At 71.7% G+C, this 13,634-nt stretch carries 11 protein-coding genes; 9 read left to right on the top strand and 2 right to left on the bottom strand.

The features are described 5' to 3' along the window. The first annotated feature begins 110 nt into the window (after nt 1-110). The 7 genes from CFP66_RS09820 to CFP66_RS09790 all read left to right on the top strand — a co-directional run bounded on the left by CFP66_RS09820 (nt 111) and on the right by CFP66_RS09790 (nt 9,190). Entirely contained in the window at nt 111-1,403 is a 1,293-nt protein-coding gene (locus CFP66_RS09820; RefSeq protein ID WP_198961356.1) for an ABC transporter substrate-binding protein, read from the top strand. Further along, nucleotides 1,400-2,350: a carbohydrate ABC transporter permease gene (locus CFP66_RS09815; RefSeq protein WP_094922449.1), complete on the top strand. Its 951-nt coding sequence runs from the start codon at nt 1,400-1,402 to the stop codon at nt 2,348-2,350. The genes CFP66_RS09820 and CFP66_RS09815 overlap by 4 nt, the downstream gene beginning before the upstream one ends. Then, complete coding sequence (locus CFP66_RS09810; RefSeq protein ID WP_094922448.1) at nt 2,347-3,165, top strand: carbohydrate ABC transporter permease; 819 nt, start codon at nt 2,347-2,349, stop codon at nt 3,163-3,165. The genes CFP66_RS09815 and CFP66_RS09810 overlap by 4 nt, the downstream gene beginning before the upstream one ends. Then, nucleotides 3,162-5,228 (top strand): alpha-amylase family protein, encoded by a 2,067-nt coding sequence (locus CFP66_RS09805; protein ID WP_094922446.1) that lies wholly within the window; start codon nt 3,162-3,164, stop codon nt 5,226-5,228. Before CFP66_RS09810 ends, CFP66_RS09805 begins: the two co-directional genes overlap by 4 nt. Then, complete coding sequence (locus CFP66_RS09800; protein WP_094922445.1) at nt 5,228-7,183, top strand: alpha-amylase family protein; 1,956 nt, start codon at nt 5,228-5,230, stop codon at nt 7,181-7,183. The genes CFP66_RS09805 and CFP66_RS09800 overlap by 1 nt, the downstream gene beginning before the upstream one ends. After that, a complete protein-coding gene (locus tag CFP66_RS09795; RefSeq protein WP_094922443.1) occupies nt 7,180-8,127 on the top strand; it encodes a D-2-hydroxyacid dehydrogenase in 948 nt (315 codons plus the stop codon). Before CFP66_RS09800 ends, CFP66_RS09795 begins: the two co-directional genes overlap by 4 nt. A 226-nt stretch (nt 8,128-8,353) precedes the next feature. Next, a complete protein-coding gene (locus tag CFP66_RS09790; RefSeq protein WP_094922441.1) occupies nt 8,354-9,190 on the top strand; it encodes an HAD family phosphatase in 837 nt (278 codons plus the stop codon). A 385-nt stretch (nt 9,191-9,575) separates the two neighbouring features. Here the strand turns inward: CFP66_RS09790 and CFP66_RS09785 are convergent, their stop codons facing one another. Both CFP66_RS09785 and CFP66_RS09780 read right to left on the bottom strand, forming a co-directional pair. Next, complete coding sequence (locus CFP66_RS09785; protein ID WP_094922440.1) at nt 9,576-10,322, bottom strand: oxidoreductase; 747 nt, start codon at nt 10,320-10,322, stop codon at nt 9,576-9,578. 74 nt (nt 10,323-10,396) lie between these two features. Further along, entirely contained in the window at nt 10,397-11,077 is a 681-nt protein-coding gene (locus CFP66_RS09780; protein WP_094922438.1) for a DUF2306 domain-containing protein, read from the bottom strand. A 313-nt stretch (nt 11,078-11,390) separates the two neighbouring features. On the opposite strand from CFP66_RS09780, the gene acs reads away from it, so the two are divergent. Further along, on the top strand, nt 11,391-13,370 hold the full coding sequence (gene acs / locus CFP66_RS09775) for an acetate--CoA ligase (RefSeq protein WP_094922436.1): 1,980 nt from the start codon (nt 11,391-11,393) through the stop codon (nt 13,368-13,370). A gap of 125 nt (nt 13,371-13,495) precedes the next feature. Beyond that, the coding region (locus CFP66_RS50245) for a 2Fe-2S iron-sulfur cluster-binding protein (RefSeq protein ID WP_198961355.1) at nt 13,496-13,634 on the top strand (139 nt) is incomplete at its 3' end.

Below are 13,634 nucleotides of genomic sequence, written 5' to 3'. Positions count from 1 at the left end.
GCACAATTGTTAGACAAGTATGCCTGCCATCTTGACTGACAAGTATCGGATTCGTAGCGTCGCTCCGAGCACGATCCGTCCACGGAGAGGTCAGGATCTCGATGAACCCCATGAACCGACGGCGATTCATGCAGCTGGCGGGGCTCGGTGCGCTCGGCGCCACCGGGATGACGGCGCTCGCGGGCTGCGGCGGAGGCGGATCGGGCGGCAACGCGGTCCGCTTCGCCTGGTGGGGCGACACCGTCCGCCAGCAGAAGTACACCGAGGCGCTGGAGCTGTTCGCCCAGCAGAACCCGGGGATCGAGGTCCGCCCCGAGTTCGCCGACTACGACGCCTTCCAGGAGCGCATCACGGTCCAGACCGCAGGACGCGACGTCCCGGACGTCTTCTGGATCCCGTCCCCGCAGGTCATGAGCTACCAGGACGCGGGGCTGTACCGGCGGCTCGACGACATCGGGTCGCTCGACCTGTCCGCGTTCAGCCCGGAGCAGGTCGAGTCCTACAAGATCGACGGGGAGCTCAACACGCTGCCGCGCTCCGTCCTCACGGCCGCGGTCCGCTACAACCAGACCTTCCTCGACGAGGCGGGCGCGCAGCTGCCGGCCGCCGACGCGCAGAGCTGGACGTGGGACGGGCTCTCGGAGTTCCTGATCGACTACAGCCGCAACGCACCGGAGGGCCGCAAGGCCATCCATTACAACGCTCAGACCGACCTGTGCTTCGAGGCCTGGTTGCGCCAGCACGGGCAGGACCTGTGGACCGCCGACGGGCGCATGGGCTTCGACACCGCGGCCCTCGCTTCCTGGTTCGAGTGGTGGGAGGTGCTGCGCCGGGCGGGTGCCGCCACGAACCTGAGCGAGCAGGAGGGCGCGCAGCCGGAGTGGCCCGTGGTCGGCGACAAGGTGCTGATGACGTTCGGCAACTCCAACCACATCGCCGACGAGGCCCCGATGTTCCCCGACTACGAGTTCGGGCTGCGGCCGATGCCGGTGCTCCCCGACGCCGCCCCGGGTCACCGCTTCGCCTACCTGAGCCGGATTGCCGTCTACTCGGGCATCGACGACGACGCCGTGGACGCCGCAGGCCGGCTCGTGCACTTCACCATCAACGACCCCGCGCTGCTGCCGATCGTCGGGCTGTCGGTGGGCGCACCCGCGAACCCGCAGGTGCTGCAGGCGGCCTACGGGGTGGCGAACGCGGACGAGAAGAAGATGCTCGAGGTCGTCGAGCTGGAGATGGCGGAGGCGCAGAAGCCCCGCCACGAGGCACCTGCCGGTTCCGGCACATGGCGCACGATCATGACGCGGGGTGTGGAGGAGGTCGCCCTGGAGCGGGCGAGCGTCTCCGACGCCGCCGCCCGCGTGATCGCCGACATCGACCGCGAGCTGGGCCAGGCCTCATGAGTCACGACACCCTCGCGCGGCCGGCCGTCGCGGCCCCGAGGACACCGCCGCGCCGCCGGACCCCCTCGTTCCGCCGGCAGGGCCGCGCGGCGCACGTGTTCCTGCTGCCGTTCCTGCTGGGGCTGGTGCTCGTCACCGCCGTGCCGCTGCTGGCGTCGCTCTACCTCTCGTTCACCGACTACGACCTGATCCACGACCCGGACCTCATCGGCATGGAGAACTTCCGGCGGATGGTCGGGGACGAGCGGTTCTGGGCGTCGGTCGGCGTGACGCTGCGGTACGTGCTGGTGTCGGTGCCGCTGCAGCTGGCGTTCGCGCTGCTGCTCGCCGTGGTGCTGGACAAGGGCATGCGCGGGCTCGCGCTCTACCGCAGCGCCTTCTACCTGCCCTCGCTGCTGGGCTCCAGCGTGGCCGTGGCGATCCTGTGGCGGCAGCTGTTCGGGCACGAGGGCCTGCTCAACAGCATGCTCGCGTGGTTCGGGATCGAGGGCCAGAGCTGGCTGCAGAACCCGGACACCGCGCTGTCGACGCTCGTGGTGCTCAACGTGTGGACCTTCGGCTCGCCAATGATCATCTTCCTCGCCGGGCTGCGGCAGATCCCCGAGGAGCTCTACGAGGCGGCGCGGGTGGACGGCGCGGGCAAGGTGCGCCAGTTCCGCAGCGTCACCGCACCGTTGCTGACCCCGATCGTGTTCTTCAACCTCGTGCTGCAGACGATCGGCGCGTTCCAGGCCTTCACCCAGGCCCACATCATCAGCGGGGGCCAGGGCGGGCCGCTGGACTCCACGCTGTTCTACACGCTCTACCTGTACCAACAGGGCTTCAACAGCTTCAACATGGGTTACGCGTCGGCGATGGCGTGGGTGCTCCTGCTCGTCATCGGCGTGGTGACGGCCGGGCACTTCCTGCTCTCGAAGTACTGGGTGTTCTACGGGGACGAGCGATGAGGGTCGTGAGCCGGCACGTCGCGATGTGCGCGGTCGTGCTGCTGATGATCTACCCGTTGATCTGGATGGTGGTCAGCTCGTTCAAGCCGGGCAACCTCGTGCTGTCCGAGCCGGGCCTGATCCCCTCGGAGGTGACGTTCCAGAACTACCGCGACGGCTGGAACGCCCTGGACGAGCCGTTCTCGCTGTTCTTCCTCAACTCGCTCATGGTGAGCCTGGGGGCGATCGTCGGGAACCTGGTCTCCTGCTCCCTGGCCGCCTACGCGCTCGCGCGGCTGGAGTTCCGGGGCCGGAAGCTGTACTTCGCGATCACGCTGGTGTCGGTGATGCTGCCGCTGCACGTGCTCGTGGTGCCGCAGTACATCTTCTTCTCGCAGCTCGGGATGGTGAACACCTACTTCCCGCTGCTGCTGCCGAAGTTCCTCGCCACCGACGCGTTCTTCACGTTCCTCATGGTCCAGTTCATCCGCACGATCCCGCGCGAGCTGGACGCGGCGGCGTGGGTCGACGGCGCGGGCCCGTTCCGCATCTACTGGTCGATCGTGCTGCCGCTGATGAAGCCGGCGCTGGTCACCGCGGCGATCTTCACGTTCATCTGGACCTGGAACGACTTCTTCACCCCGCTGATCTACCTGACCTCCACGGAGATGTTCACGGTGCCGGTGGCACTGAACTCGATGATGAGCTCGGAGACGTCGAACGGGGTGGGCGCCCTGTTCGCGATGTCGTTGCTGTCCTTGCTGCCCATCCTCGTGTTCTTCGCGACGGCCCAGAAGTACCTGATCCGCGGCATCTCGACGACGGGACTGAAATGAACCTGCGCTCTTCCGACTGGCACCGGACGGCCACGCGCTGGACCCAGCTCACCCTCACCGAGAACGACCCCGTCGAGTTCGACCCGGCGTTCTGGATCGACGTCATGCGCCGAAGCCGCTCCAACGCCACGTGCCTCAGCGCGGGCGGCTACATGGCCTTCTACCCGACGCGGATCCCGTACCACTACCGCAGCCGCCACCTCGGTGACGGCGACCCGTTCGGCGCGCTCGTCGACGGTGCGCGCGGGCTTGGCATGCACGTGATGGCGCGGGTGGACTCCCACGCCGTGCACGCCGACGCGCTCGCGGCCCACCCGGAGTGGGTGGCACTGACTCCCGATGGCGCGCCGCGCGAGCACTGGGCGTTCCCCGGCACGTACGTGACCTGCCCGTTCGGGCCCTACAACCGGGAGTTCATCACCGAGGTCGCGCGCGAGCTGGTGCGCGACTACGACATCGACGCCGTGTTCGCCAACCGCTGGCAGGGCCACGGCGTCTCCTACAGCGAGCACGCGCGCCGCGCGTTCTTCGACGCCACCGGCCACGAGCTGCCGGTCGAGCCCTACGACCCGGACGACGTCGCGTGGAAGGCGTACGTGCCGTGGCGGCGCCAGCAGCTCAGCGAGCTGGTGGCGCTGTGGGACACCGCGGTGAAGGACGTCCGGCCGCACGCCCGGTTCATCCCCAACCTGGGCTCGCTGGCCGTGCACGAGCTGGACCGCGACCTGATCGAGCGGCACTACCCGTTCTTCGTGCTCGACCGGCAGGGCCGTGAGGGCATCGAGGCGCCCTGGGCCGCGGGCCGCAACGCCAAGCGCAGCCGCGGCGCATTCCGCGACCGCCCGGTGGGGCTGATCTCCTCGGTGGGGCCCGAGCACCCCGGGCACCGGTGGAAGGACTCGGTGGCCAGCCCCGCGGAGATCCGGATGTGGATCGCGGACGGCGTCGCCCAGGGCGCGTTCCCGTGGTTCACCAAGTTCAACGGCACCGTGCCCGACGACCGGTGGGTCGCGCCGGTCGTCGAGGCGTTCGGGCAGCACGCGACGGTGGAGCCGGTGCTGTCCCGGATGCGGGTGACGGCCGATGTTGCCCTGTTCGACGCGGCAGAGCCCGGCGACGACGCGCACGACGACGGCTTCTACCAGGCGCTCGTGGAGGCCGGGATCCCGTTCGAGTTCGTCTCGGGCGCCCGGTTCACGGCCGAGGAGCTGGGCCGCTTCCGCGTCCTGGTGCTCGCGAACGCCGAGCGGATGAGCGACGAGGCGTGCGCCGTCATCGAGGAGTTCGTGCGCGCCGGGGGCGGCGTGGTGGCCGGGTACCGCACGTCGCTGTGCGGCGAGGACGGCACCCCGCGGGCGGACTTCGGGCTCGCCGACGTGCTGGGCGTGCACCTCGAGCAGGACGCCCGCGGCCCGGTGAAGAACAACTACATCGCCCTGACCGGGGAGCACCCGCTGTCGGCGGGCTACCCGGGCGCGCGCCGGATCATCGGCGGCACGCAGCTGCTGCGCGTGGCGGCGGCCCCCGACGCCGACGTGCCGTTCCGGTTCGTGCCCGACTACCCGGACCTGCCCATGGAGGAGCTGTACGCGCGCCGGCCCCCCGAGGACCCGGCGGTGGTGGCGCGCCACCGGCCGGGGCAGGGCCGCACCGTCCACCTCGCCTTCGACGTCGGGGCGCTGTTCTGGGAGGCGCTGCAGTCCGACCACGGGCAGCTCATCGCCGCCGCGGTGACGTGGGCGCTGGGGGAGCCGCCGCGCGTCGGCATCAGCGGGCCGGGCCTGCACGACGTCGCCGTGCACGAGGGCGACGGCGAGCTGGCGGTGTGCGTGGTCAACCTGACCAACCCGATGACGATGCGCGGCCCGGTGCGCGAGCTGGTCCCGGTGGGCCCGCTCGCGATCTCGGTGGCGCTGCCGCCCGGGTGCACCGGTGCGACGGCGCGGCTGCTGGTGGCCGGTGCCGAGCCGGACGTGACGGTCACGAACGGGCGCGCCTCGGTCGTCCTCGATTCGGTGGAGCTGCTCGAGGTGCTGCACTTGCGCTGGGACGGGCGTCCCTGATGGGGCTGTGGTGGCACGAGCCGTTCCGCACCTTCCAGACCAACCTGCGGGAGATCGACGCGGGCCTGGACGTGGAGCGCGTGCTGGACCGGATCGAGGAGTTCGGGGCGAACGCCTGGCTGCTGTCCGTCGGGGGCATCGTCTCGAACTACCCGACCGACCTGCCCAGCCAGACGCGCAACCCTGCACTCGCGCAGCGCGGCAGCGGTGACCTCGTCGGCGACGCGGTGGCGGCCGCGCACGCCCGCGGGATCCGGCTGCTCGCGCGGATGGACTTCTCCAAGGTCGACCGGCGCCGCGCCGAGGAGCACCCCGAGTGGTGCTTCGTGGACCCGGCCGGCGAGTGGCAGGTCTACAACGGGCTCACCAGCGTCTGCCCGAGCGCGCCGTACTACCAGCGGGAGAGCTGCGCCGTCGTCGAGGAGGTGCTGTCGCGCTACGACGTCGACGGCTTCTTCTTCAACTGGGCCTCCTACAACGAGCGTGACTACAGCGCCCGCTACCGCGGTGTGTGCCAGTGCCTGTCGTGCGTGCGGGCCTTCGACGCCGCTCTGCCCTCGGGCCCGGACGACCCCGGCTATCCCGTGTGGCGGCGGTTCGCGAAGAGGATGGTCGACGACATCTGCGCCCGCATGCGCGAGCTGATCGCGGCACGCAGGCCGGAGGCGCCGCTGATCATGGGCGACACCGCCGACATCGTCTTCCACGAGGCGAACAACCAGGTCGGCAGGCCGCTGTGGCACCACCGCACGAGCGAGCACGTCAGCGCCGCGCGCACGTTCCGTCCGCGGGTGCCGGTGTTCACGAACGCGGTCGGCTTCGTCGACATGCCCTACCGGCTGGCGGGGGAGGAGCCCGAGCACATGGCGCAGTACCTCGTGCAGGCGATCTCGCGCGGCGCCAACCCGTCGACCTACGTGATGGGCACCCCGGACGACTCCCGCTACGAGTGCCTCGACGTCGCTGGGCAGATCACCCGCCACCACCGCGACCACGAGGAGGTCTACGCCGACCTCGTCCCCGCGGCGAGGGTGGTCCTCGTGCGACCCGACCTGCTCGGTCCCGCGCCGGACGTCGCCGAGTTCCAGGGGCTGTACCGCGCGCTGCTCGAGCGGCACGTTCCCTTCGACGTGCTGGGGGAGGAGCGGCTGGGTGCCTGCGACCGCCTCGGTGATTACGCCGTGGCCGTCCTGCCGGACCTGGGGGTCCTGCGCCCGGCCGCGGTCGCCGCGCTGGACGCGTTCACCGGCGCCGGGGGCGTGGTGGTCGGCACCGGGTCCAGCGGGTTCGACGGCGCCGAGGCGCAGCTGGCGGGCTCCCCGGTGGCGGAGCGGCCGGCGGTGCGCGACACCGTCGAGGCCGTCCGGTCGATGCACCTGCTCCCCGACGCCGAGCCCGCGTTCCCGGTGCCCGTGATCGGCGCCTACCACGTCGTCACCCCCGCCGACGGCGCGCGCACCGGCATGCGGGTGCTGTCCCGCGCCCCATACGGGCCGCCGGAGAAGTGCCACGGGCACGTCGAGCTCGCCCAGCCCGGCGTGCTCGTCGCGGACCGGGTCACGGTGCTGCCCTGGACCCCCGGGCGGGCTTACCGCGAGGTGGGCCTCTCCGCGCACCGCGACCTGGTCGTCGACGCGGTCGTGACGGCCGCGCCGGTGCCGGTCGCCGTGGAGACCGACCTGCCCGACCAGGTGGAGGTGGTGCTCGGGCGCTCGCGCGCCGGGCTGGTGGCGCACCTGGTGAACCTCACCGGCGCCGGGCCGCAGCGTTTCGGGCCGCCGGTCACCGTGCACGGGGCGCGGATGTGGGTCTCGTGGGCCGATCCCGGCGCGCGGGTGCGCGCCGTGCGTGCGGGCGTCGACCTGCCGGTCACGGTGCGGGACGGGCGGCCGGGCGTGGACCTGCCGCCGCTCGAGCTGTTCGAAGTGCTGGTCCTGACCGAGGAGGCGTCATGAACGATCGGCCCGTCGTGCTCGTGTGCGGTGCGCCCGAGCAGGAGCAGGAGCGGATCCGGGCGGCCGCCCCGGACGCCGACATCACGTTCGCGGCCCGCGCCGCCGACGTCGCCGATCGGCTCCCGGACGCCGACGTGGTGGCCGGCACCCTCGACCCCGCTGCGTTGGCCGCGGCCGGGCGGCTCCGCTGGATCCACAGCTGGGCGGCGGGCGTCGACGGCGCCCTGTTCCCCGAGCTGGTGGCGAGCCCCGTGGTCCTGACCTCGTCGAAGGGCAACGGCGCTGTCCCGCTCGCCGAGCACGCCCTGATGCTCATGCTGATGCTCGACCGCGACGCGCCGCGCTGGATGCGCGCGCAGGGCACCCGGGAGTGGGACCGCTTCTCCCACGGCGAGCTGAACGGGGCCACCTGCGGGATCGTCGGGATGGGTGGCGCGGGCACCGCGCTCGCCCGGCGGGCGGCGGCGTTCGACATGCGGGTGCTCGGCCTGCGCCGGGAGAGCACCCGGTCGGTCCCGGGCGTCGAGCGGATGTACGGGCCCGCGGAGGTGGTGGAGTTCGCCGCGCAGGTGGACTTCCTGGTCGTCACCGCGGCGCTGACCCCGCAGAGCAAGGGCCTGCTCGGGCACGAGGCGTTCGGCGCCATGAAGCCCACCGCGTTCTACGTGTGCGTGTCCCGCGGCGGCATCGCCGACGACGCCGCGCTGCTCGCAGCGTTGCAGGAAGGCCGGATCGCCGGGGCGGGCCTCGACGCGCACGACGTCGAGCCGCTGCCGGCCGACTGCCCGTTCTGGTCGTTGCCGAACGTGATCGTGACCCCGCACAACGGCGCGACGACGGCGGCCACCCGGCGGCGAGGTGTGGACGTCTTCGTCGCCAACCTCGCCCGCTTCGTGCGGGACGAGCCGCTGGGCAACGTCGTCGACAAGACCGCCGGTTACTGAGCGGGCGGACCCCGGACATGGGACGGCCCCCGCCAGGGGGGATTGGCGGGGGCCGTCGGTGGTTCAGCTCCGGGGGGTCGAGCTGAACCGTGTCCGGACAGAACCGGACATCTCCATCGTAGCCCCTGTCGAGCCGGGTCGCGCGACTGTCGCAAGAACCATCTTCGGTGGTGTCGTTGCCGGTAGGCGCACTGGTCCGGTCGGTCCTTCTGGCAAGCTCGCGCGCGTGTCCGGTGTGCTCCCCCTGCTCCGCCCTGCTCCGCCCCCGTCCGCGTCCGGAGCCGCCGCGTTCTTCGACCTGGACAAGACCATCATCGCGGGTTCCAGCGCGCTCGCCTTCAGCCGTCCGTTCCGCCGGCAGGGGCTCATCACGCGCCGGGCGGCGTTGCGAAGCGGTTACGCACAGTTGCTCCTGCTGCTGTCCGGCGCGGACGCCGACACCATGGAGCTGCTGCGCCGGCGGATCACCGCGCTGTGCACGGGGTGGGAGGTGGCGCAGATCCGCGCCATCGTCACCGAGACCTTGCACGACATCGTCGAGCCGCTCGTCTACGCCGAGGCCACGGAGCTGATCGCCGAGCACCGCGCGAACGGCGACGAGGTCGTCGTCCTGTCGGCGTCGGGGCAGGAGGTCGTGGAGCCGATCGCGGCGCTCGTCGGCGCGGACCGGTGCTTCGCCACGCGGATGGGCGTCGCCGACGGCCGCTACACGGGCGTGATCGACTACTACTGCTACGGGGAGGAGAAGGCGCAGGCAGCGCGGCAGATCGCCGCCGAGCAGGGCTACCGTCTCGCGGACTGCCGCGCCTACTCCGACTCGATCACGGATCTGCCGCTCCTGGAGGTCGTCGGCCACCCCACGGTGGTGAACCCCGACCGGGCCCTGCGCCGGGAGGCCGAGCTGCGCGGATGGCCCGTCCTGACGTTCGCCGATCCGGTTGCGCTGCGCATGCGCCTGCGGCCGCCGCCGCTGCGCGCCTCGCTGACCGCTGCGGGGGTGGGAGCGGCTGCAGCGCTGGCTGCGGTTGGTTGGTACGTGCGCCGACGCCCGGCCGGCTCCTGACCACAGGTGCGTCCGGTGGGGCTCCTGAGGGTGCCGGAGTCGTCACTGATCGCCACCCTGCGTGCCTGAACCGGTGCACCTGACAGCGACCCTTGCTGTGCTCCGGGTCACGGACTACAAAGGGTCGTACGGACCTCTGATCGGCCAGGGGCGGTACGGCAGAGAAGTACCCGTCCACCCCGAGCAGGGCTCCGTGCGGGAAGGTCGGGCTCTCCACGCACAGCACGCCGCGGGAGGCATGTCGTCGTGGGCCTGCGTACCGGGACGCCGGACGCCGAGGCCACAACCACGACACGTAGTGCACGCCTGGATCTCGAACTTCCCGCGTGGGCGGGCGGCGCTCCTCACCGGGGGTGCCGCCCGTCTCGCTGTGCGGCCGGTCCCGTCAGGTGCGGGAGTCGGCGATCGACGTGCCCTCCCGCGCCCCGGCTTCCCACTGTGCGCAGCAGTGCAACAGCCACTCACGCACGCCCTCCGAGGTGCCGGACGCGAAGGCCGCCGCGGCGGCGCGGTACTCCGCGGCGTGGCGCAGGTGCCCCACCTCCGGCACGGCGAGACCCTTCGGGTCCAGCCCGGCCGCCACCCCCGCGAGCCGCGCGGCAGCACGGGCCACCACCCCGTTCGCCGCGGGGAAGGGCGCCAGCGCGAGCAGCTCCCCGTGCACCACCGCGACGAGCACCGGGGCCGGTACGCGCGTGCCGCCGGTGACGAGGTCGGCGAGCAGTCCCAACCGGGCCGCGGTGCCCGCGCTCGCGCGTGGCCTGCCGAGTTCCGCCTCGTGGCGTGGCGCCGGGACCAGGTCGGCCGCGGCCACGACGTGCAGTCGGGCCAGCGCCTGCAGCGGTGATCCGCGCCAGGCGCCGAGCAGCCGTCCCGACTCCTCCACCGCACGCACGGCACCGGCGAGCACCGGATCGACCACGGTGTCCCCCGAGGTGAGCGCGGCACCGTCCAGCGCCGCGGACGCGCGGGCGGCCCGCAGCCCGGCCTCGGCCGCGTTCGCCGGCCAGCCGCGCCGGTTGACGGGGTGGTTGTGCACCCCGACCAGCGCGTCCCGCGCTCGCGCGACGGCCTCGTTCACACCGGGCAGGTCGAGCAGGGGAGCCAGAGGATCGGCGGACACGGCCACCAGCGCATGCTGCCACCGACGCCGGGACCACCGTCAGCGTGGGGCGGTCGCACCAGGCAGAGCGGGCGACGCGTGCTTCACAGCTTCTCCTTGACAGCGCGCCGGCGGGGAAGCGCCCGACGTCGGCTGATGACGATCTCGGCGATCACGAGGTTGACCACCCAACCCAGGACCTGCCCGATCGGGATCACGGACGGCACCGCGTCGGCCGCCGCCGCGAGGCCCTCCCCGGTGAACGGGAGCCGGACCAGCAGCATCAGCGGCACCAGGATCCGTGCGGTCACGGCGAGGAACGTGAGCGCGTAGTTGCGCGTCATCCAGGACCGGTGCGCCTCGAGGTCCCCGCGCCGGATCGCGCGCACCGCGAGCCAGGCCGTCACCAGCCAGCCCACTGCCGGGATCAGGAGCCCGATCTGCGTGACGAGCCGATCCGACAGCAGTGCCACCGGGATGCCGAACAGACCGGACGGAACGACCCCGACGAGCAGGTAGGCCCGCCCGATCCGCCGGTGCCGCGCACGGTTCGCGCGGATCGCGGGCACGAACTGCAACGGCCCGAGCACGAGGGCGGTCATCGCCGTGAAGATGTGCGCGACGAGCAGCGCGTAGTGCAGCCCACCGGTCACGTCCACCCGGCTCGTGCCGCTGTCGAGCAGCACGTACGGGGAGATCGCCACCGATCCGACGACCACCGCGAGCACGAGCAGGACCCGGACCGGGCGGGTGCCGGGGACGAGCGAGCGCGCCGGTGGGTCCATGCCGCGATCCTCGGCCGCCGCGGGCGTCGTGGCGTCCGCTCGACGGATGCTCCCGCCCTACGCGCCGCGACGTAGGCGGGACGACCGCACTACGCCGTGCGGATGCAGCCGGATGTCGGCGCGCGTCCGGCGGCGGTGGACCGCCGCTCACCGGCCGTGTGTCGTCGCGTCGTCGTCCGCTCGTCGATCCGCGCCGGGCGCGCAGCACCGACGGTGCGCCGGGCGCGCGCGCCTACTAGCGTCGGGTATCACGCACGCGGAGCCGGGTCGCCGACGCCCGGCGCGAGACGCCCAGGACCAGGAGAGCACCCCAATGGCCGAGGATCACGCCACGCTGAGCAACCTGTCCACGGAGAACCGGACCTTCCCGCCGAGCGAGGAGTTCGCGGCTCAGGCCAATGCCACGGCGGAGTGGTACGACCGGGCCTCGGCGGACCGCGAGGGGTTCTGGGCCGAGCAGGCCGAGCGCCTGCACTGGGAGCAGAAGTGGGAGCGGGTGCTCGACTGGGACACCCCGTTCGCGAAGTGGTTCGTCGGCGGCAAGCTCAACGTGGCCTACAACTGCGTGGACAGGCACGTCGAGGCGGGGCACGGCGAGCAGGTGGCCTTCCACTGGGAGGGCGAGCCCGGCGACACCCGCACCATCACCTACGCCGATTTGCAGCGCGAGGTCTGCAAGGCCGCCAACGCGCTCGTCGAGCTCGGGATCGGGAAGGGTGACCGGGTCGCCATCCAGCTGCCGATGATCCCCGAGGCCGTGTTCTCGATGCTGGCGTGCGCCCGGCTCGGCGCGATGCACAGCGTCGTGTTCGGCGGCTTCTCCCCGGGTGCGCTCAAGGCGCGCATCGAGGACGCCGAGGCGCGGCTGCTCATCACCTCCGACGGGCAGTACCGGCGCGGTAAGCCGGCGCCGATGAAGGAGAGCACCGACCAGGCCACGGCGGAGACCCCGACGATCGAGCACGTGCTCGTGGTCAAGCGCACGGAGATCGACGTGCCGTGGACCGACGGGCGCGACCTGTGGTGGCACGACGTCGTCGAGAAGCAGTCCGACCAGCACACCGCGGAGGCGTTCGACGCCGAGCAGCCGCTCTACATCCTCTACACCTCGGGCACCACGGGGAAGCCGAAGGGGATCCTGCACACCTCGGGCGGCTACCTCACCCAGTGCGCCTACACGCACAGCGTGGTCTTCGACCACAAGCCCGGTGAGAGCGTGTACTGGTGCACGGCCGACATCGGCTGGGTCACCGGCCACAGCTACATCGTGTACGGGCCGCTGGCCAACAGGGCCACCTCGGTGATGTACGAGGGCACGCCGAACACCCCGCACGAGGGCCGGCACTGGGAGATCATCCAGAAGTACGGCGTCTCGATCTACTACACCGCGCCCACGCTGATCCGCACGTTCATGAAGTGGGGCAAGGAGATCCCGGAGAAGTTCGACCTGTCCTCGCTGCGGGTGCTCGGCAGCGTCGGCGAGCCGATCAACCCCGAGGCCTGGATGTGGTACCGGGAGAACATCGGGCACAACAACTGCCCGATCGTCGACACCTGGTGGCAGACCGAGACCGGCGCGATCATGATCTCGCCGCTGCCGGGCGTCACGGCCACGAAGCCGGGCTCCGCGATGCGCCCGCTGCCGGGCATCAGCGCCGAGGTCGTCACCGAGGAGGCCCAGCCGGTCGGCCCCGGAGGCGGTGGCTACCTGGTGCTCGACAAGCCGTGGCCCGCGATGCTGCGCGGCATCTGGGGTGACGAGGAGCGCTACCGCGAGACCTACTGGGCGCGCTTCGCCGACCAGGGCTACTACTTCGCCGGCGACGGTGCGAAGTACGACGACGACGGCGCGATCTGGCTGCTCGGCCGCGTGGACGATGTCATGAACGTGTCGGGGCACCGCATCTCCACCACCGAGGTGGAGTCGGCGCTGGTCAGTCACCCGACGGTCGCCGAGGCAGCCGTGGTGGGCGCGTCCGACGCCACCACCGGGCAGGGCATCGTCGCGTTCGTCATCCTGCGTGGCGGTGCCGCCCACGACGAGGCGGGCGGCGCCGACGCGATCAAGGCGCTGCGCGACCACGTCTCGAAGGAGATCGGGCCCATCGCGAAGCCGCGCCAGATCATGGTCGTGGAGGAGCTCCCCAAGACGCGCTCCGGGAAGATCATGCGGCGGCTGCTGCGCGACGTCGCGGAGAACCGCGAGGTCGGCGACGTCACGACGCTGGCAGACTCGTCGGTGATGGACCTCATCTCCGCGGGCCTGAAGGACAGCAGCAAGTCCGAGGACTGACGCCTCGTGCGTACGGCGCTCCCGTCCACCGCGGACGGGGGCGCCGCTCGCAGACGTTCTGCATACCGTAGACAGAGAGACTCCATACCGTAGACAAAGCACTCATCAGAGACGAGACTCCTGGGATGACCACGATGCTTCCGGTCACGCAGCAGAGCCGGACCGTCACCGCCTCGATCGACGGTCGGGACGTGACCGTTCCCGAGGGCACCACGATCTACGACGCCGCCAAGCAGGTGGGCGTGGAGATCCCGGTGTTGTGCC

Origin of the sequence: Pseudonocardia sp. MH-G8 (assembly GCF_002262885.1) — a bacterium.
Lineage (GTDB): Bacteria > Actinomycetota > Actinomycetes > Mycobacteriales > Pseudonocardiaceae > Pseudonocardia.
The sequence above is the reverse complement of the archived record's forward strand: the minus strand, read 5'-3'. Positions and strand labels throughout refer to the sequence as shown.